Origin of the sequence: Clostridium chromiireducens (assembly GCF_002029255.1) — a bacterium.
GTDB lineage: Bacteria > Bacillota > Clostridia > Clostridiales > Clostridiaceae > Clostridium > Clostridium chromiireducens.
Window position 1 is genome coordinate 1 of sequence record NZ_MZGT01000001.1, and the last position, 20,344, is coordinate 20,344.

Here is a 20,344-nt window from a genome sequence, read left to right on the forward strand (position 1 = left end):
TTATAATATAAAAAATATATATCAGCAATATTGTTTCATTAAATAATATTACTATATCATATTATAATTGCATAAGTTAGAGTTAATACATAATCATTAAATTCATTTTTAAAGTAAGTGTGAGTAAATGCCATATTGTAATGAAATTTGAATTATAGTTAATTTTTATTCAGAGATATTATTAATATAACTTATATTTACTATAGGCTATCGACTTATTTTATTACTAAAAATAGTTTTTGCAACAATTAATTAAATATGCTAAGAAACAAGAAGTATATAATATAATAATAAGCATTAAATACAAAGATACCCAAAATTTTAATATATGAGTTAGTAAATCTAAATGGAATAAATATTTAAATACTATCTTCTTAAATAGTAGAAAGGACTACTTATGAAAAAGAAAACATTGTACAGATGTGCCAGCTGTGGCTTTGAGAGTATTAAATGGTTAGGAAAGTGCCCGACGTGTAGCCAGTGGAATACACTTGAGGAAATTTCTATTGAATTAAAAAATGCTGGAACTAGAGCGAGACAAACATCTAAAAAACCTATAAAAAAACTATTTGAAATAGTTTCAAATAAAAATGATAGAATAATTACAGGTATAAATGAATTTGATAGAGTAATGGGTGGAGGAATTGTAAAGGACTCAATCTCAATCATAACAGCCAGACCAGGTGCAGGAAAATCAACATTACTACTTCAAATTTCAGATGCAGTGGCACAAAGGGGTTATAAAGTAATCTATGCATCCGGAGAAGAAAGTGACAGTCAAATAAAAAATAGAGCTGATAGGATTCTAAAAAAAATTCATGAAAGTATATGGGTATTACAGGAGACAAGTCTGGATAATGTTTTGGATGCAGTTGAGGAAATAGATCCAGATATAGTAATCATTGATAGTATTCAGACATTTACAATGGAATCGTCATTGCCAGCTAGAGCAGGGTCTCCAACACAAACTATGGAATGTGCTAATGCATTACTTCAGATTGCTAAAAATGAAAAGAGGCCTAGGGTTGTTATTATAGTTGGACAGATGACTAAAAGTGATGAGCTAGCAGGTCTAAGAGCGCTAGAACATTTAGTTGATACAGTGCTTATAATAGAGGATGATAATGATGAAGAGTTACGTGTGCTTGTAAGCTCTAAAAATAGATTTGGCGGTATTGAAAATGGATTTTTTCAAATGTGCGAGAGAGGTATAATTTCAATAGATAATCCATCGGAGTTTTTTATGACAAAGCGTGAGGAAGGTGAAATTGTATCTGGAAGTGCATTAACCGTGATCAAAGAAGGAACGAGGTCGATCATTACAGAGATAGAGAGTCTAGTTTCAAAAAGTTTTACACCATATCCAACGCGTATAGGCGAAACGCTGGGGAAAGATAAGTTAAACACATTAATATCGATATTAGAGCAGCGTGGAGGAATTAGCCTTTACGATAAAAATGTTATCATCAAAACTACCGGAGGTATGAAAATAAGAGAACAAGGCATTAACTTAGCTGTAATAATGAGTATTGTATCGTCTGTAAAGCAGCAAGGCATTGAATCGAACATTGCATTTATAGGTGATGTAGGGTTAACTGGAGAATTAAAGAAAGTACCATCGTTAGAAAGTAGAGTTAAGGAACTTGAGAGAATGGGATTCAAAAAAGTATATGTGCCAAAGGGTTCTTTTCTAAAAGAAAACAAACTAAAAAAAATAGAAATAATTGAATTAAAAACTTTAATTGATGTAATAAAACATATATATAATAATTAAAATAGTGTATATGATTGATATAATTTTTAGACCTCATTTATAAGTGCTTTTCTACAAAAACATATATTATAACTTATATTTCATAAATATTATTGAGAGATTATAGTTATTATAGTATTATAGTTTTTAGAGATTAAACTTTAAATTTTGGGTTTTAAGGAATTAATTATTAGGTAACTCTAAAATTAAATATAACAGCATAGAATTTTAATTTATATATTTAAGTAGATAATATAATTAACGACAAATAATAAATAAGATTTTTAGGAAATGGGTGAGTGTATGAGAATAGAAAAGGGAATAGGAATAAAAAATGTCTTAAAGATAATGTGCCCAGGCACTCAACTAAGGGAAGGTCTTGAAAATATATTAAGAGCTAAAACAGGAGGGTTGCTAGTTATAGGTGATGACGAGGAAGTGATGAAACTCGTGGATGGTGGATTTTATATAAACGCAGAATATACTCCATCCTACGCATACGAACTAGCTAAAATGGATGGAGCTATTGTAATAACAGGTGATTTGAAAAGGATAGTTTGTGCTAATGCTCAGCTAATCCCAGATTCGTCTATTCCAACCTATGAGACAGGAACTAGGCATCGGACGGCTCATAGAGTAGCAAAGCAAACTAATAATATTGTAATTGCGATCTCACAAAGAAGAAATATAATAACTATGTACAAAGGTGATATAAAGTATGTATTAAGAGAAAGCAGTGTAATTTTAGGAAAGGCTAATCAAGCTCTTCAAACATTAGAGAAATATGTGTCTGTGCTCGAGCGTGTTATTAATAATCTAAATTTACTGGAGTTTCAGGATTTAACAACCCTTTTTGATGTTGTCACTGCTATTCAAAGAACAGAAATGGTAATGAGAATAGTAGAAGAAATTAATATGTATATTTTAGAACTTGGTAATGAAGGAAGACTAATATCCATGCAGCTTAATGAATTAGTTAAACACATAGAACGTGATGGAATATTATTAATAAGAGATTACTGTAAAGATGGATTACAGTATGGTGATGTATATGAACATATTCAAAAGTTAAATTCATCAGAGTTATTAGATTTAGATGCAATTTCCAGGGCGTTAGGACACGGAGGAACTTCTCTTATGGATACACTAATCTCTCCTAAGGGGTATAGAGTTTTGAGTAAAGTGCCTAGAATACCATCAAATGTTATTGATAATCTGATAAAGGAATTTAAAGAATTAAGTAATATAATAGATGCAGATATAAGTGACTTAGACAATGTTGAAGGAATTGGAGAAGCCAGAGCTACAGCTATTAAGGATGGATTAAAGCGAATCAAGGAGCAGGTGTCACTAAAAAAAGAAATATAAGAATAAAAAACTGTCTTAGAATAAAAGTTGATTACAAATAGAAGAGAATAGTTCTGTTTTAATTAAGCATAAACATATTTTGAGTCAGTCTTTTTGCATATGTATGAATTTATTAAGTAAACTTAATAAATTATTCATTTTAGATGAAGTTATTGTATGCTATAATTAATAATACAGAGAAAATATTAAGAATATGATTAAAATAACACAACTATGTAAATAATTAGAAGGAGGTGAAGTATGTGTTAAAAAAAATATTAAGGGGAATTTTCTCGGTAATTGGGTTGATAGTAGGATATTTTATATCTGAAATATTACTTACAATCCCTCAAATTGCTAGTTTAGCCTACCTTTCAACGACTATGGCTAGAGTTGCATTCGTTATTATTATATCTTTTATTTTTGGACTTATATTATATATTATTTCTCCCATTATATATAAAGGTATTTCTAATCTGATTGAATATATTGAAAAAAGCATGCAAAAAATGAGCATAACAGAAATAATTTATGGAACTATAGGGGCCATTATTAGTTTAGTTCTTATGACATTTATTGCAAAGCCAATTAATGATATTAGTATAATAGGACCGATATTATTGATTCTATTAAATATTTTAGCAGCTATAATAGGTGCAGAGATAATGATTAAGAAAAAAGAAGATATAACGGCACTTCTGGTTAATATTAAGAAACCTGTAATAAGAGAAAAGAAGGCTAAGGACACAATAAAGGACTCTACTATAGGAATTCCAAAAGTGTTGGATACGTCAGTTATAATTGATGGGAGAATATTTGATATTTGTGAAACAGGATTTATTGAAGGACCACTAGTTATACCTAATTTTGTGTTGGATGAATTGAGACATATCTCAGATTCTTCGGATTCTTTAAAAAGAAATAGAGGAAGAAGAGGATTAGATATATTAAATAAAATACAAAAGGAATTATCAATAGAAACTCAGATCGTAGATGATGATTTTCCTAAAATTGCAGAAGTTGATGCAAAACTATTAAAACTTGCTCAAAAGATAGAAGGGAAAGTTATAACTAATGATTATAACTTAAATAAAGTGGCTGAGTTTCAAGGGGTTCCAGTACTAAATATAAACGAACTATCAAATGCTATCAAGCCTGTTGTATTACCAGGAGAAGAGATGAAAATTGATATAGTTAAGGATGGAAAAGAATCAAGCCAAGGGGTAGCTTATTTAGAAGACGGAACTATGATTGTTGTAGAAAGTGGAAGAAAATATATAGGACAAACAACGGATGTTATAGTTACGTCAGTACTGCAGACTGCAGCAGGAAGAATGATTTTTGCAAAACCAAAAGATAATTAAAATTAAGGAGATTTTTCTATATGGTAAGTGCTATAGTGTTAGCTGGAGGAAAAGGAAAAAGGATGGGATGTTCTCAGAGCAAGCAGTATATTGACTTAGATGGAAAGCCTATTATTTATTACACATTAAAGCAATTTATCAAAAATAAATCAATAGACAACATTGTTTTAGTTATTCCAGAAGAAGAGAAGGATTACTGTAAAGATGAAGTGTTGGATAGATATGGATTAGTAGTTGATAAGATAGTATTTGGAGGTAATGAAAGACAGGAGTCTGTGTATAAGGCTTTAATTGAAATGGAAAACACCAATATAGTATTAATACATGATGGAGCGAGACCATTTGTATCAGAGCGAATAATAAATGATGCAATTAAGTATGCAACTCTTTATAAGGCAGCAGCACCTGGGGTGGTTCCAAAGGATACTATAAAAATTAGAGGTGAAGATAACTTTTCAATAAAAACATTAGATAGAAATAATCTTATAGCAATTCAAACGCCTCAAGCTTTTGATTTTAAGTTGATATGCAAATGTCATAAGGAAGTTAAAGAAAAGAATATTATGGTTACTGATGATACCAGCGTGGTAGAAGCTTTGGGTAATAAAGTTTACATTTATGAAGGGGATTACACGAATATAAAGATAACGACCCCTGAAGATTTAGCTCTGGCTGAATATCTAGTGAAAAAATAGTATAGATATATTATATTGACAGGTGAAATCCAAGAAGTTATAATATATTAAAATAAAATCAAAAGTATAAAGCGATGACGAAGAATAGTAGAAGTCGACCGTTAAGAGAAAAAGTCCATAGGCTGAAAGACTTTTAATAGACTTTGAACCAGCTTTAGAGTATAGGTAAAAACTATCGGTATAACACCGTTATCATTATTAGAGAACAAATTTAGGTGGTACCGCGAGAGAAGTTCGCCCTAATGCATGCATTAGGGCGAACTTTTTAGTTTTAAGACTATTTCATAAAACTTGTGGTTTTCAAATGCAAAACTGATATTGTTTTTTGAATTATATATTTTTTAGTGCACAATCAGTTAAAAACTTACTTGTCATTTAAAGAATATTTTAATTTTAGAAAAGTTTATTCTGTTTTATGTAGTTAGTTTGGATATAATAAAAACAAGATTTTTAGGAGGAAATATAAAATGAAGATGTCTAACATGTTAATATCAACATTAAGAGAAGTGCCAGCAGAGGCGGAAATCGATAGTCATAAGCTGATGTTAAGAGCAGGGATGATAAAAAAAATGGCGGCAGGAATATATAATTACATGCCACTTGGATTAAAGGTTTTAAAGAATGTAGAAAATATAATTAGAGAAGAAATGAATGGCGCAGGAGCTCAAGAATTTTTAGCATCAGCAATGATACCAGCTGAATTATGGCAGGAATCAGGTAGATGGGATGCATATGGGGCAGAGATGTTTAGATTAAAAGATAGAGGAGAAAGAGATTTTTGCTTAGGACCTACTCATGAAGAAGTATTTACCGACATAGCAAGAAATGAGATAAAATCATATAAACAATTACCACTTAATTTATACCAAATTCAGACTAAGTATAGAGATGAGCGTAGGCCAAGATTTGGAGTAATGAGATCTAGAGAGTTTATCATGAAAGATGCATATAGCTTTGATAAGGATCAAGAAGGATTAGATTTGGCATATGATAAAATGCATGATGCTTATGTTAAGATATTTAATAGATGTGGCTTAGATGCGAAGTGTGTTGCTGCAGATTCGGGTGCAATTGGTGGTTCTAATTCGGCAGAGTTTATGGTTAAATCAGAAGTTGGAGAAGATGATGTAGTATTCTGCAGTAAATGTGATTATGCAGCAAATATTGAAAAAGCTCATTCTCCAGCAGAGAAAGAAGAAAAACAAGAATTTAAAGAAGTGAATAAGGTTGAAACACCAAATGTGAAAACTATCGATGAGCTAGTTAAATTCTTTAATACTAACGAGAAGAGGTTCGCTAAAACTATTTTATTTAATGCAGATGGAAAAATTGTTGCAGTTATGGTAAGAGGGGATAGGGAAATTAATGAGGTTAAAATAAGTAATGCGATTGGTGAGATTACTAGCTTAGAGCTTGCAAATAGTGAAGAGGTTAGAATAGCAACAGGAGCTGATGTGGGGTTTGCTGGACCAAAAGGTATAAAAGTTGATATGCTATTAGTTGATGAAGAGATAGCTAATATGTATAACTTTATTGTTGGGGCGAATGAAACAGGATATCACTTTGAAAATATAAACTATGGAAGAGATTTTGAAGGTATAATCGGTGATTATAGAAATGTAACAGAAGGAGAAAAGTGTCCAGTCTGCGGTGGGAAAGTTACTATTGCAAGAGGAACAGAAGTAGGTCATATATTTAAACTTGGAACTAAATATTCAGAAGCTATGAATGCCAATTTTATAGATGAAGGTGGAAAAGAGAAACCATTTATAATGGGGTGCTATGGTATTGGAGTTACAAGAACAATGGCGTCTATAATTGAGCAGCATCATGATGATAATGGCATAATATGGCCATTAGCTGTAGCTCCATATCATGTTTCAGTAATTCCGGTAAATATCAAAGATGAAGAACAAGTTAGAGTTGCAAATGAACTTTATAATAACTTGATAAGTATGGAAGTAGAAGCTCTTTTAGATGATAGAAATGAAAGAGCGGGAGTAAAGTTTAAGGATTCAGAATTAATGGGGATACCAATGAGAATAACTGTAGGTAAAAAGATAGGTGAAGGGGAAGTTGAATTTAAACTTAGAGATAGTGATATGGAAGTAGTCAAAATAGATGAGGTTTGTAATATAATAAAGAATGAATTTGAAAAAAATAATATTAAGCTTAAATAACTTTTAGGAGGTAGATTAATGAGGGTATATAATACTTTAACAAGGCAAAAAGAAGAGTTTATCCCTATTATCCCAGGTGAAGTTAAAATGTATGTTTGCGGACCAACTGTTTATAATTTCTTCCATATTGGTAATGGGCGAACATTTATTGTCTTTGATACTATAAGAAGATATTTGGAGTATAGAGGATATAGAGTTAGATTTATTCAGAACTTTACTGACATAGATGATAAAATGATTAATAAAGCAAATGACGAGGGTATTACGGTAAAAGAACTTGGAGATAAATATATAAAAGAGTACTATCAAGATGCTGATGCACTTAGGATAGAAAGAGCAACTGTTAACCCTAGAGCGACAGAATATATTGAAGATATAATTAAATTTGTTGAACAGTTAATTGAAGCGGGATTTGCTTATGAAGTTGATGGAGATGTATATTATAGCACGAAGAGATTTGATGGTTATGGCAAACTGGTTGGTCAAAATCTAGAAGATTTACAAACAGGAGCAAGAATATCTGTTGATGAAAGAAAAAAAGATCCTATGGATTTCGCGGTGTGGAAAGCTCAAAAGCCAGGTGAACCAGCATGGGATAGTCCTTGGGGATTAGGAAGACCTGGTTGGCATATAGAATGTTCATGTATGGCGAAAAAATTACTGGGTGATACAATCGATATCCATGCTGGTGGTATGGACTTGAGATTCCCGCATCACGAAAATGAGATAGCACAAAGTGAGGCTGTTACAGGCAAACCTTTTGCAAATTATTGGCTACATGCGGCATTTGTTAATGTAGATAACAAAAAAATGTCTAAATCATTAAATAACTTTTTTACAGCAAGAGAAATTCTTGAAGAATACGATGCCGATGCAATAAGATTTTTAATGTTATCAGGACATTATAGAATTCAAATAAATTTTACTAAGGAGCTACTAGACTCAGCAAAATCATCAATAGAGAGATTATATAACTGCATAAATAATCTCGAAAATCTAACAAATGAGGTTAAGAAAAAGACTATAGAAGAAGATGAGTTAAATTACTTAAGGTCTTTAGATAAATATCGCGATAAATTTATTGAAAAAATGGATGATGACTTTAATACAGCAGATGCAATTTCTGTACTATTTGACTTAACAAGAGATATTAACAATAATGTTGATATAAATTCATCAGCTGAACTATGTAAAAAATCAAATGAGTTAATTAGAGAACTTGGAAAGTCACTTGGTATTCTTCAAAGCCAGATGAGAAAGGATTTGGAAAGCGAGATTCAAGAACTTATTGAACAGAGGCAACAGGCAAGGAAAAATAAAGATTTTGCTTTAGCAGATAAAATAAGAGATGACCTCAAGAGTAGAAATATAATTTTAGAAGATACACCACAAGGGGTAAGATGGAAAAAGATTGATTAATTATAGGAAAGGGTTGCAATTTTGCAACCCTTATTTAAAGGAGAATTATAATGCTAGGTGACTTAAGAACAAGAGAGTTTTCAAAAGATGAAGCGAGAATTTTAAATCCACTTCAATTAGCGCTAATAGGAGATGCAGTATTTGAGGTTTTTATTAGAAGCTATATATTGACTAAAAATACGGCATTATCAGCAAATAAGATTCACGTTAAGGCGATAGGGTATGTAAAAGCAAAGAGTCAGTCCCATATAATGCATGAAATAGAACAATATCTAACTGAGGAAGAAGAGACTATCTATAAAAGGGGAAGAAATACTAAATCTGCTACTGTTCCTAAAAATGCAGATGTAAGAGATTATAGAATGGCAACAGGATTTGAAGCATTAATTGGATATTTGTACTTAATAGGGGACAAAGAAAAACTAGAGTTTATACTTAATAAAAGTACTGAGTTAATATAATAAATTGATATATACAAAGGAGCGCTTATAATGCAAGATAAAACAAAACAATTCAAAACAAGAAGAAAAGGGAATAAACCTGAAAGTAAAAATGAGAAGTTCAATATAAATAATGAACAATATAGGACTAAGGATAAAAGCGAGGATTCGGAGGTTCGAGAAAGAGAAGATATAATTATTGGAAGGAATGCAGTAATTGAGGCTTTAAAAGGAGATGGGACAATTGAGACGTTATATATATCTAATAGCAAATTGGAAGGATCTATAAATACAATTATAAGTATAGCAAAAGAGAAAAAGGTCTTAATAAAAGAAGTCGATAAAAGAAAACTTGATTCTATGTGTGATGGAGAAACCCATCAAGGTGTAATAGCAAAAGTGACACCATATAAATACTCAGAAGTATCTGATATATTGGCTTTGGCAGAGGAAAAAGGAGAGCATCCATTTATAGTAATATTGGATGAAATCGAGGATCCACATAATTTAGGATCTATAGCTAGAACAGCTGAATTATTTGGTGTCCATGGAATAATAATTCCAAGAAGAAGGAGCGCGTCTGTAAGCGCTACAGTATATAAGTCTTCAGCAGGGGCTATAGAGCATGTAAAAATAGCAAAGGTTACGAACTTAAATTCAACAATAGAAGAGTTAAAACAGAAAGGGATTTGGGTATATGGGACTGATATAAGAGCAGAAGAATATAGTTATCAAACAGATTTTAGCGGACCATGTGCAATTATAATTGGTAATGAAGGTAGAGGGATTTCTAAACTAACAGTACAAAAGTGTGATAAACTAATAAAAATACCCATGGTTGGAAAGATTAACTCTTTAAATGCCTCGGTCGCTGGTGGTATAATTATGTATGAAGTTTTAAAAGGACGATTAAAATAGAAAGAGGTACATAGTGAAAACTATTTTTGTAGATGGATATAATGTAATAAATAGTTGGCCGAATTTAAAACAAAAAAAAGATTTTAGTTTTGAAGATGCAAGACAAACTCTGATTGATACATTACATAATTACGGTGTTTTTAAAGCTTGCAGGATAATTGTTGTATTCGATGCGCACAAAGTCACAGGAAGCCTTGAGAAAAAAGAAGAAGTGAATAAGCATATTTCTGTAATATTTACTAAAGATGGAGAAACAGCAGATAATTACATAGAGAAAAAAGTAAATACATTAGGCAGAAAACATGAAATAGTTGTTGTTACATCAGATAATTTAGAACAACAAACTATTTTCCAACGGGGAGCAGTTAGAATGTCATCATTAGAATTTTATAATGAAGTGGTTAAGGTTGAAAAGTCTATAAAAATTAAAGCTGATAAAAATCGAAACATACATAAAAATAGTATAGGTGACAATATTGATGATGAGATCGCCAAAATTTTAGAGGAAATAAGGAGAAGCCAGTAATTTCAGTTGACTAACATAATTTTACTGGGTATAATTGTTTAAATGAGTGGTCAGTTTAATGCAGAAGAGAGTTGAGAATAGCAGTTGAAAGGTTTTATAGATTTTAAAGATAAATCAGACGAAGAAATTGTTGCGCAAGCAAAAAGCGGGAATAATAGAGCTCAGGAATATTTAATTTCAAAATATGAGAACTTTGTTAAATCAAAGGCTAAATCATACTTTTTGATTGGTGCAGATAAGGAAGATATTTATCAGGAAGGGATGATAGGTTTATATAAGGCCATCAGAGACTTTAATTCAGAAAAATCATCATCATTTAAAGCCTTTGCAGAAATATGTGTAATAAGACAAATTATAACTGCAATAAAAACAGCTACTAGACAGAAACATATTCCATTAAATACTTATATATCTCTAAATAAACCAATATATGAAGAGGAATCTGAGAGAACTCTTTTGGATGTACTAGCTGGACTAAAAATTTCTGATCCAGAAGAATTAATGATAAGTAAAGAACAAATGGATTACATTGAAGAAAAGATTTCGAAAGTATTATCAGGACTGGAGTTAGAGGTTCTTACATCATACTTGGATGGAAAATCATACCAAGAAATTGCAAGTGATTTAGAAAGACATTCTAAGTCTATTGATAATGCATTGCAAAGAGTAAAAAGAAAATTAGAAAAATGCTTAGATTTAAAGTAAGAATTTGTATTGACAAATAAAAAGAATGATAGTAAACTTTATAATTGGTATATCAAAGAAAATAACAATTATTGAACGCTCACATAGCTCAGTCGGTAGAGCGTCACCTTGGTAAGGTGGAGGTCGTCGGTTCAATCCCGATTGTGAGCTCCAAATAGTAAAATAAAAAACACTAGGCCAAGTTTATTACAAGATGTAGGGAGGAAAATTATAATGGCAAAAGCAAAGTATGAAAGAAGTAAGCCACACGTTAATATTGGAACAATAGGTCACGTAGACCACGGTAAGACAACATTAACAGCAGCAATCACAACTGTATTATCAAAAAAAGGATTTGCAGAAGCGTTTGACTATGCATCAATCGATAAAGCACCAGAAGAAAAAGAAAGAGGAATTACAATCAACACTGCTCACGTTGAATATCAAACAGAAAGCAGACACTATGCTCACGTTGATTGTCCAGGGCATGCTGACTATGTTAAGAACATGATAACAGGAGCAGCACAAATGGATGGAGCTATCTTAGTTGTATCAGCAGCAGATGGTCCAATGCCACAAACAAGAGAACATATACTATTAGGATCAAGAGTTGGTATAGAATACATGGTAGTATTCTTAAACAAAGCTGATATGGTAGATGATCCAGAATTATTAGAATTAGTTGAAATGGAAGTTAGAGAATTATTAAGCGAATATGACTTCCCAGGAGATGATATTCCAGTAGTAACAGGATCAGCATTAAAAGCATTAGAAAACCCAACAGATGAAGAAGCAAGCAAATGTATCTTAGACTTAATGGATGCAGTAGATAGTTATATCCCAACACCAGAAAGAGCTACAGATAAGCCATTCTTAATGCCAGTAGAAGATGTATTTACAATCACTGGTAGAGGAACAGTTGCAACAGGAAGAGTTGAAGCTGGAGTACTTCACGTAGGAGACGAAGTAGAAATCGTAGGATTAAGTGAAGAAAAGAAGAAGGTTGTAGTAACTGGAATCGAAATGTTCAGAAAGTTATTAGACGACGCGCAAGCTGGAGATAATATCGGAGCATTATTAAGAGGTGTTCAAAGAGCTGATATCGAAAGAGGTCAAGTTTTATCAAAACCAAATTCAGTACACCCTCACACTAAATTTGTAGGTCAAGTATACGTACTTAAAAAAGAAGAAGGTGGAAGACATACACCATTCTTTGATGGATATAGACCACAATTCTATTTCAGAACAACAGACGTTACAGGATCAATAAAATTACCAGACGGAATGGAAATGGTAATGCCAGGAGACCACATTGACATGAATGTTGAATTAATCACTCCAATCGCAATGGATGAAGGATTAAGATTCGCTATCAGAGAAGGTGGAAGAACTGTAGGTTCTGGAGTTGTTACTAGTATAGTAGAATAAGAAATTGATCATTGCTATGTAATAGGACTAAGTTGTAGAACTTAGTCCTATTTAAAGGAAGATTGACAACTTAAATATTCTATGATATTGTATAAAAGTGACATTTTAAGCAACGCAAATTAGAAGTGAACAAGAGAGTAAACTCCTTGTTTAAATATATATGAAAACTGGAGGTGCAGTCATGAGAACAAGAATAACTTTAGCATGCACAGAGTGTAAACAAAGAAATTATGATTCAATGAAAAACAAAAAAAATGATCCAGATAGATTAGAAATGAAGAAGTATTGTAAATTCTGTAAAAAGCACACTCTTCATAGAGAAACAAAGTAATTAGCCGAAGTTATGACATATAGTTATTAAAAATAAGGATGTGAAGATATGTCAGCAAAAAACAATGTAAAAACTGAGAAAGCTGTTAAAAGCAATAGTTTGCTTAGTTTTTTCAAAGAGGTTAAGATAGAGGTTAAGAAAATAACTTGGCCTTCAAAAAGTGAGACAAAGAAAGCGTTTGTTGCAGTTTTAACATTCACGCTAATGTATACTATATTAGTTGGTGGATTAGATTCTATTTTCAGCAGCCTCTTTAAAATGATTTTAAATTTGAAATAAAAAGGAGGTTTGGGTGATTTTTAGATCACCTGACAAGTATGAGTGATAGAGCAAGGTGGTATGTAGTTCATACATACTCAGGATATGAAAATAAAGTTAAAGCAAACTTGGAAAAAGCAATTGAAAATAGGAATCTTGAATCATTAATCCATGATATACAGGTACCCATGGAAGAAGTGATTGAAGAAAAAGATGGAAAACAAAAGGTCTCATTAAAGAAGAAATTTCCTGGATATGTGCTTGTAAAAATGTTAATGGGTGATGAAGCTTGGTACGTTGTAAGAAATACAAGAGGCGTAACGGGATTTGTGGGCCCAGGATCAAAACCAGTTCCTCTTTCTGATGAAGAAGTTGAATCGATGGGTGTGTTAGAAATGCCTGTTGATATTGATTTGGAGATAGGGGAGAGCATTAGAATTATCTCAGGACCATTAAGGGATTCAGTAGCTATAATACAAGAGATAATTGTAGATAAACGTAAAGTAAAAGCTTTAGTAGATATGTTTGGCAGAGAAACTCTTGCTGAACTAGACTTTAATCAAGTTGAAAAATTAGTTTAAATAAACTAATTTTAATTAAGTGGGAGAACTAAAAAGTTCGTTATACCACAGTAATAGGAGGAATAACAAAATGGCTAAGAAAGTAACTGGAATGATTAAACTTCAACTTCAAGCAGGTAAGGCAACACCAGCTCCACCTGTAGGTCCAGCTTTAGGTCAACACGGTGTAAATATAATGGGATTCTGTAAGGAGTTCAATGCAAAAACTGCAAATCAAGCTGGGTATATAATCCCAGTAGTTATCACAGTTTATCAAGATAGATCTTTTAGTTTTATATTAAAGACTCCTCCAGCTGCAGTTCTAATTAAGAAGGAAATAGGATTAGAAAGTGGTTCTGGAGTACCTAACAAAACAAAAGTTGGTAAGTTAACTCAAGATCAACTTAGAAAGATCGCTGAAACTAAGATGCCAGACTTAAATGCTGCAAGTGTTGAATCAGCTATGAGAATGATTGCAGGAACAGCTAGAAGTATGGGAGTAACTATTGAAGAGTAATTCGTAAAAATAAGTGGGAGGTAAAAGCCGTTAACACCACAGAGGAGGCAAATTATGGGAAAAAAATACATTGAAAGTGCAAAGCTTATAGATAAGAGTGCATTATATAATCCAGTAGAAGCGTTAGATCTTACATTAAAAACAGCAAAGGCAAACTTTGATGAAACTATTGAATTACATGTAAGACTTGGAGTAGATCCAAGACATGCGGATCAACAAGTTAGAGGAGCTGTTGTATTACCAAATGGAACAGGTAAAACAGTTAGAGTTCTTGTATTCGCAAAAGGAGATAAAGCTACAGAAGCTGAAAAAGCAGGAGCTGATTTTGTAGGAGCTGAAGAATTAGTTCAAAAGATCCAAAGTGAAAATTGGTTTGATTACGATGTAGTTGTTGCAACACCAGATATGATGGGAGTTGTAGGTAGAATAGGTAGAGTATTAGGACCTAAAGGATTAATGCCAAATCCAAAATCAGGAACAGTAACATTTGATGTTGCTAAAGCAATTGAAGAAATTAAAGCTGGTAAAGTTGAATATAGAGTAGATAAAACAGCTATAGTTCACTGTCCAATTGGAAAGAAATCATTTGGTGTTGATAAATTAAAAGAAAACTTTACTGCATTAATGGATGCTTTAGTAAAAGCTAAACCAGCAGCAGCAAAAGGTCAATACTTGAAATCAGTATCTGTTTCAAGTACAATGGGACCTAGTGCGAAAGTTAATCCTACAAGAGCTTTAGATTAGTATTGACTTTACTAAAGTTAAGTGATACAATATTTAATGTTGTAAAAAGAAAATAGTTTTTCCGTAGACAGTGGGTGCGAAAGCGTAAAGATATACTACCCGCCTAGGTTATGTATAATAGATGATATTATAGGCCTTCCTTGTCTACGGGAAGGTCTTTTTTAATAAAAGAAGCAGTTTGTAACTGTGAGGAGGTGGACTACAGTAATGAATAAAAACAGAGAACTTAAGGAAGCGAAGGTTGCTGAAATTAAGGAAAAATTAGAAAAATCAAAAGCTGTTGTTCTTAGTAAGTATCAAGGTCTAAATGTTGAAGAAGATACTGCTCTTAGAAAAAGTTTAAGAGAAGCTGGAGTTGAATACAAAGTATATAAAAATACTTTAGTTACTTTAGCAGCTAAAGAATTAGGCTTAGATGGTATAGCAGAATATTTAGAAGGACCTGTATCTATTGCATTTAGTTATGAAGATGTAACACTAGGTGCAAGACTTTTAAATGATTTCGCTAAAGATCACAAGAAGTTAGAATTAAAAGCGGGTATTGTAGAAGGAGAAATCTACGATGAAGCTAAGATTAAACAACTTGCGACAATACCATCAAAAGAAGTTCTTATTGCAAAACTTCTTGGAAGTATCAAGTCTCCAATATCAAGCTTTGCACGTGTATTAAGTGCTATTGCTGATAGTAAGGGAACTGAATCTGCAGAATAATCAAAAAATAAAATTTTAAGAAAAAATTTCGGAGGTGCTATTAAAAATGACAAGAGAAGATATAATTCAAGCAATAAAAGAAATGAGCGTTTTAGATTTAAATGAATTAGTAAAGGCTTGTGAAGAAGAATTTGGAGTAAGTGCTGCTGCTGCTGTTGTAGCTGGTGGACCTGTAGCTGGAGCTGCTGCTGCTGAAGAAAAAACTGAATTCGACGTAGTATTAGCAAGTGCAGGAGATAACAAAATCAAGGTTATCAAAGTAGTTAGAGAAATAACTGGATTAGGATTAAAAGAAGCTAAAGAAATAGTTGATGGAGCTCCTAAGACAATAAAAGAAGCAGTTTCTAAAGAAGAAGCTGAAGAAATGAAAGCTAAATTAGCTGAAGTTGGAGCTACTGTAGAAGTTAAGTAGTTCATAAAAAAAGGTGCTTTATAAGCACCTTTTTTAAACTACATTTATAAAGCTATATAAAATGCTTATTTTTAAAAAGTAGGTGTTTTATATAGCTTTATAAATGATATGATTCATTTATAATATTTGTTGACAACAAAAATTTCCTATGATATTATAATATAATGTATTATTCACTATGGGATACTATATATTTTATAGTAGAAAAAAGAGTATAATGTGGTGAATAGTGGTTATACTATAAAAAGACGCTGTCCGAAAGCAAAAGTCCTTAGGGAAAGTATGCTTTTGGCTATTTTAGTTTATTTTATACAAGGGGTGAAAATTCATGGTACATCCTGTCCAAGTTGGAAAAAGAACAAGAATGAGTTTTGGTAAGGTTAATGATGTTACCGAAATGCCGAATTTAATTGAAGTACAATTAGATTCATATGAATGGTTTTTAAGAGAAGGGTTGCACGAAGTATTTGATGATATTAATCCTATCACAAACTTCACAGGAAATTTAGTACTTGAGTTCGTAGATTATAAGCTTGATATGGAGAATATCAAGTATTCTGTCGAAGAATGTAAGGAAAGAGATGCAACTTATGCTGCACCATTAAAGGTTTCAATTAGATTACAAAATAATGAAACCGGTGAAATTAAAGAGCAAGAAGTATTTATGGGAGATTTTCCACTGATGACTGAACAAGGTACGTTCGTTATTAATGGTGCTGAAAGAGTTATTGTAAGTCAGCTAGTAAGATCGCCAGGAGTATACTATAACTACTCTATAGATAAGAGTGGTAAAAAGCTGTATTCGTCAACTGTAATTCCTAATAGGGGTGCATGGTTAGAATATGAAACGGATTCTAATGATGTAATCTATGTAAGAATTGATAAAACTAGAAAGTTATCAATTACTATTTTAGCAAGAGCTATGGGATTGGGCAGTGACCAAGAACTGTTAGATTTTTTTGGTGAGGAAGAAAGATTTAGAGCTTCTATAGAAAAAGATAATACTAAAACTAAAGAAGAAGCATTACTTGAGATATATAAAAGATTAAGACCAGGTGAACCACCAACAGTAGATAGTGCTATATCTTTAATTGATACTTTATTTTTTGATGCCAAAAGATATGATTTATCTAGAGTTGGTAGATATAAATTTAATAAAAAACTTGCCTTGAATTTAAGAATTGCTAATCAAGTATCAGCAATGGATATTGTTAATCCACAAACTGGTGAGATTATGATAGAAAAAGGGCAAAAAATAAATAGGTTGATGGCTGAAGAAATACAAAATGCTGGAATTAAATCAGTAGATGTATTAGTAGAGGATAAAGTTATTAGAGTAATTAGTAATAATTTTGTTGATCTAAAAAAGCAAGTTTCTTTTGATGTTTCTGATTTAGGAATAAAGGAACTAGTTCATTATCCTACATTAAGAGAAATATTAGATAATTTTTCAGATGAAGGAAGTATTAAAGAAGAAATAAAGAAAAATATTAGTAGACTTATTCCTAAACATATTATAAGAGATGATATATTTGCGACTATTAGTTATGAGTTAGGATTAGCTTATGGAATAGGTTATGTTGATGATATAGATCATTTAGGAAATAGAAGATTAAGATCTGTAGGAGAATTATTACAAAATCAATTTAGAATTGGTTTATCTAGAATGGAGAGAGTAGTTAAGGAAAGAATGACTATTCAAGACCAAGAATCAATAACGCCTCAAATGTTAATTAACATAAGACCTGTAGCAGCGGCTATAAAGGAATTCTTCGGAAGTTCACAATTGTCTCAATTCATGGATCAAACAAATCCATTATCTGAACTTACGCATAAGAGAAGATTATCCGCATTGGGACCAGGAGGACTTTCAAGAGAAAGAGCTGGCTTTGAAGTTAGAGACGTTCATCATTCACATTATGGTAGAATGTGTCCAATTGAAACACCAGAAGGTCCAAATATAGGTCTTATAAATTCGTTAGCAACTTTCGCAAAAGTTAATGAGTATGGATTTATCGAAACACCATATAGAATTGTTGATAAAGAAGATGGAAGAGCTACAGATGAAATAAGATATTTCACTGCTGATGAAGAAGATCAATGTTTAATAGCTGAAGCAAAGGAACCTATGGATGAAAGTGGGTACTTTATCAATAAAAAGGTCAGAGTAAGACACTTAGAAGATATATTGGTTGTTCCAACAACTGACGTTGATTTAATAGATGTATCTGCAAGACAAATTGTATCTGTTGCAACTGCGATGATACCATTCCTTGAGAATGATGATGCATCAAGAGCACTTATGGGTTCAAACATGCAACGTCAAGCAGTTCCATTATTAAGTCCTCAAGCGCCAATAGTTGGAACTGGAATAGAATTTAAAGCTGCTGTTGACTCAGGAGTATTACCAAAAGCAAAGAATGCTGGAGTAGTTACTTATGTGTCAGGTAGTGAGATTCGTGTTAAGAGAGACTCGGATGGTGGTACAGATGTTTATAAATTATTAAAGTTTAAGAGAAGTAACTCGGGAACTTGTATTAACCAAAGACCGTTAGTTGATACTGGGGAAGTAGTATACAAGAACCAAGTAATAGCAGATGGACCATCTACAGATTTAGGAGAAATTGCATTAGGTAAGAATATAAGAATGGGATTTATAACTTGGGAAGGTTATAACTACGAAGATGCTATGCTGATTTCAGAGGAATTAGTTAGAGAAGATGTCTTCACATCTATGCACATAGAAGAATATGAATGTGAAGCAAGAGATACTAAGCTTGGGCCAGAAGAAATAACAAGAGATATACCTAATGTTAGTGATGATGCATTAAAAGATGTAGATGATAGAGGCGTTATAAGAATAGGTGCAGAAGTAAGATCGGGTGACATATTGGTTGGAAAAGTAACACCTAAGGGTGAAACGGAGCTTACTGCAGAAGAAAGATTGTTAAGAGCAATATTCGGAGAAAAGGCTAGGGAAGTAAGAGATACTTCACTAAGAGTACCTCATGGAGAAGCTGGAATAATAGTTGATATAAAAGTCTTTACACGAGAAAATGGAGATGAATTAAATCCAGGTGTAAATGAACTTGTAAGATGCTATATTGCTCAAAAGAGAAAGATTTCAGTTGGAGACAAGATGGCAGGACGTCATGGTAATAAGGGGGTTATCTCTAGAATATTACCAGAAGAAGATATGCCATTCTTACCAGATGGTAGACCTCTTCAAATATGTTTAAATCCACTTGGAGTACCGTCTCGTATGAATATAGGGCAAGTACTTGAAGTACACTTGGGGTGGGCAGCAAGCCACTTAGGATGGCATATATCTACGCCAGTATTTGATGGTGCGACACAACCTGAGATTACAGAGTGTATGTTAAAGGCAGGCTTTAGAGAAGATGCTAAGACTATATTGTATGACGGTAGAACTGGAGAGCCATTTGATAATCCGGTAACTGTTGGTATAATGTACATCTTAAAACTTCACCATTTGGTAGATGATAAGATTCATGCTAGATCAACAGGACCATATTCACTAGTTACGCAACAGCCATTAGGAGGTAAAGCTCAATTTGGTGGTCAAAGATTTGGTGAAATGGAAGTTTGGGCTCTAGAAGCATATGGAGCGGCACATACACTTCAAGAAATATTAACTGTTAAATCAGATGATGTTGTTGGAAGAGTTAAGACATATGAAGCTATAGTTAAGGGTGAAAATATACCTGAGCCAGGAGTGCCAGAATCATTTAAGGTTCTTATAAAAGAGCTTCAAGCATTATGTTTAGATATTAAAGTTTTAAATGATGAACATGAAGAAGTAACTTTGAAAGAATTTGTTGATGAGGATATGGCAAATATAGAAGTTAATATTGAAGGTGCTGAAGAAATAATGGTGCCAGAACCAGAAATATTAGAGGATGATAGTTATGATCAAAATAGAGATGAAGATATAGATGATATTGATTATGACGAAGGCGTTGATATAGCTGATCTAGAAACTGAATTAGAACTAGATGATTTTAATGATGAACACTAATTTTGAAGGGAGGATTTA

At 32.3% G+C, this 20,344-nt stretch carries 19 protein-coding genes, 1 tRNA gene and 1 other annotated feature; all 20 genes read left to right on the forward strand.

Features of this window, described 5'->3' with window-relative positions; genetic code table 11:
* Positions 1 to 397: 397 nt before the first annotated feature.
* Positions 398 to 1,774, forward strand: a complete 1,377-nt coding sequence (gene radA, locus CLCHR_RS00005) for a DNA repair protein RadA (RefSeq protein WP_079437612.1) — start codon at positions 398 to 400, stop codon at positions 1,772 to 1,774.
* A gap of 282 nt (positions 1,775 to 2,056) precedes the next feature.
* The gene (gene disA / locus CLCHR_RS00010; RefSeq protein WP_079437613.1) at positions 2,057 to 3,121 is read left to right on the forward strand and encodes a DNA integrity scanning diadenylate cyclase DisA; all 1,065 of its coding nucleotides are present in this window, start codon (positions 2,057 to 2,059) and stop codon (positions 3,119 to 3,121) included.
* Positions 3,122 to 3,363: 242 nt separating this feature from the next.
* Positions 3,364 to 4,464, forward strand: coding sequence for a PIN/TRAM domain-containing protein (locus tag CLCHR_RS00015; protein WP_079437614.1), 1,101 nt, complete (start codon positions 3,364 to 3,366; stop codon positions 4,462 to 4,464).
* Between the two features lie 20 nt (positions 4,465 to 4,484).
* Positions 4,485 to 5,159 carry a 2-C-methyl-D-erythritol 4-phosphate cytidylyltransferase gene (gene ispD, locus CLCHR_RS00020; protein WP_079437615.1) on the forward strand — a complete coding sequence of 225 codons (675 nt, stop codon included), beginning with the start codon at positions 4,485 to 4,487 and terminating at the stop codon, positions 5,157 to 5,159.
* 467 nt (positions 5,160 to 5,626) lie between these two features.
* Entirely contained in the window at positions 5,627 to 7,339 is a 1,713-nt protein-coding gene (locus CLCHR_RS00025) for a proline--tRNA ligase (protein ID WP_079437616.1), read from the forward strand.
* 18 nt (positions 7,340 to 7,357) lie between these two features.
* Complete coding sequence (gene cysS / locus CLCHR_RS00030) at positions 7,358 to 8,758, forward strand: cysteine--tRNA ligase (protein ID WP_079437617.1); 1,401 nt, start codon at positions 7,358 to 7,360, stop codon at positions 8,756 to 8,758.
* Positions 8,759 to 8,808: 50 nt separating this feature from the next.
* Positions 8,809 to 9,219 (forward strand): Mini-ribonuclease 3, encoded by a 411-nt coding sequence (locus tag CLCHR_RS00035; protein ID WP_079437618.1) that lies wholly within the window; start codon positions 8,809 to 8,811, stop codon positions 9,217 to 9,219.
* Between the two features lie 30 nt (positions 9,220 to 9,249).
* On the forward strand, positions 9,250 to 10,116 hold the full coding sequence (rlmB, locus tag CLCHR_RS00040) for a 23S rRNA (guanosine(2251)-2'-O)-methyltransferase RlmB (protein WP_079437619.1): 867 nt from the start codon (positions 9,250 to 9,252) through the stop codon (positions 10,114 to 10,116).
* 13 nt (positions 10,117 to 10,129) lie between these two features.
* Positions 10,130 to 10,642, forward strand: coding sequence for an NYN domain-containing protein (locus CLCHR_RS00045; protein WP_079437620.1), 513 nt, complete (start codon positions 10,130 to 10,132; stop codon positions 10,640 to 10,642).
* Positions 10,643 to 10,726: 84 nt separating this feature from the next.
* Complete coding sequence (gene sigH, locus CLCHR_RS00050; protein ID WP_079437621.1) at positions 10,727 to 11,347, forward strand: RNA polymerase sporulation sigma factor SigH; 621 nt, start codon at positions 10,727 to 10,729, stop codon at positions 11,345 to 11,347.
* 77 nt (positions 11,348 to 11,424) lie between these two features.
* Positions 11,425 to 11,500: transfer RNA gene (locus tag CLCHR_RS00055), tRNA-Thr, on the forward strand.
* Positions 11,501 to 11,560: 60 nt separating this feature from the next.
* A complete protein-coding gene (tuf, locus tag CLCHR_RS00060; protein WP_079437622.1) occupies positions 11,561 to 12,754 on the forward strand; it encodes an elongation factor Tu in 1,194 nt (397 codons plus the stop codon).
* A 181-nt stretch (positions 12,755 to 12,935) separates the two neighbouring features.
* Entirely contained in the window at positions 12,936 to 13,085 is a 150-nt protein-coding gene (gene rpmG, locus CLCHR_RS00065; protein ID WP_079437623.1) for a 50S ribosomal protein L33, read from the forward strand.
* A 48-nt stretch (positions 13,086 to 13,133) separates the two neighbouring features.
* Complete coding sequence (gene secE / locus CLCHR_RS00070; protein WP_079437624.1) at positions 13,134 to 13,364, forward strand: preprotein translocase subunit SecE; 231 nt, start codon at positions 13,134 to 13,136, stop codon at positions 13,362 to 13,364.
* A gap of 38 nt (positions 13,365 to 13,402) precedes the next feature.
* Positions 13,403 to 13,924 (forward strand): transcription termination/antitermination protein NusG, encoded by a 522-nt coding sequence (nusG, locus tag CLCHR_RS00075; RefSeq protein WP_079437625.1) that lies wholly within the window; start codon positions 13,403 to 13,405, stop codon positions 13,922 to 13,924.
* Between the two features lie 70 nt (positions 13,925 to 13,994).
* Positions 13,995 to 14,420, forward strand: coding sequence for a 50S ribosomal protein L11 (rplK, locus tag CLCHR_RS00080; protein ID WP_017210132.1), 426 nt, complete (start codon positions 13,995 to 13,997; stop codon positions 14,418 to 14,420).
* Between the two features lie 54 nt (positions 14,421 to 14,474).
* Positions 14,475 to 15,164 (forward strand): 50S ribosomal protein L1, encoded by a 690-nt coding sequence (rplA, locus tag CLCHR_RS00085; protein WP_079437626.1) that lies wholly within the window; start codon positions 14,475 to 14,477, stop codon positions 15,162 to 15,164.
* Positions 15,165 to 15,207: 43 nt separating this feature from the next.
* Positions 15,208 to 15,336: a sequence feature (ribosomal protein L10 leader region), on the forward strand.
* Positions 15,337 to 15,371: 35 nt separating this feature from the next.
* Entirely contained in the window at positions 15,372 to 15,875 is a 504-nt protein-coding gene (rplJ, locus tag CLCHR_RS00090; protein WP_079437627.1) for a 50S ribosomal protein L10, read from the forward strand.
* Between the two features lie 46 nt (positions 15,876 to 15,921).
* Positions 15,922 to 16,287, forward strand: a complete 366-nt coding sequence (rplL, locus tag CLCHR_RS00095) for a 50S ribosomal protein L7/L12 (protein WP_079437628.1) — start codon at positions 15,922 to 15,924, stop codon at positions 16,285 to 16,287.
* 328 nt (positions 16,288 to 16,615) lie between these two features.
* On the forward strand, positions 16,616 to 20,326 hold the full coding sequence (gene rpoB / locus CLCHR_RS00100) for a DNA-directed RNA polymerase subunit beta (RefSeq protein WP_079437629.1): 3,711 nt from the start codon (positions 16,616 to 16,618) through the stop codon (positions 20,324 to 20,326).
* The last annotated feature ends 18 nt before the right edge of the window (positions 20,327 to 20,344 follow it).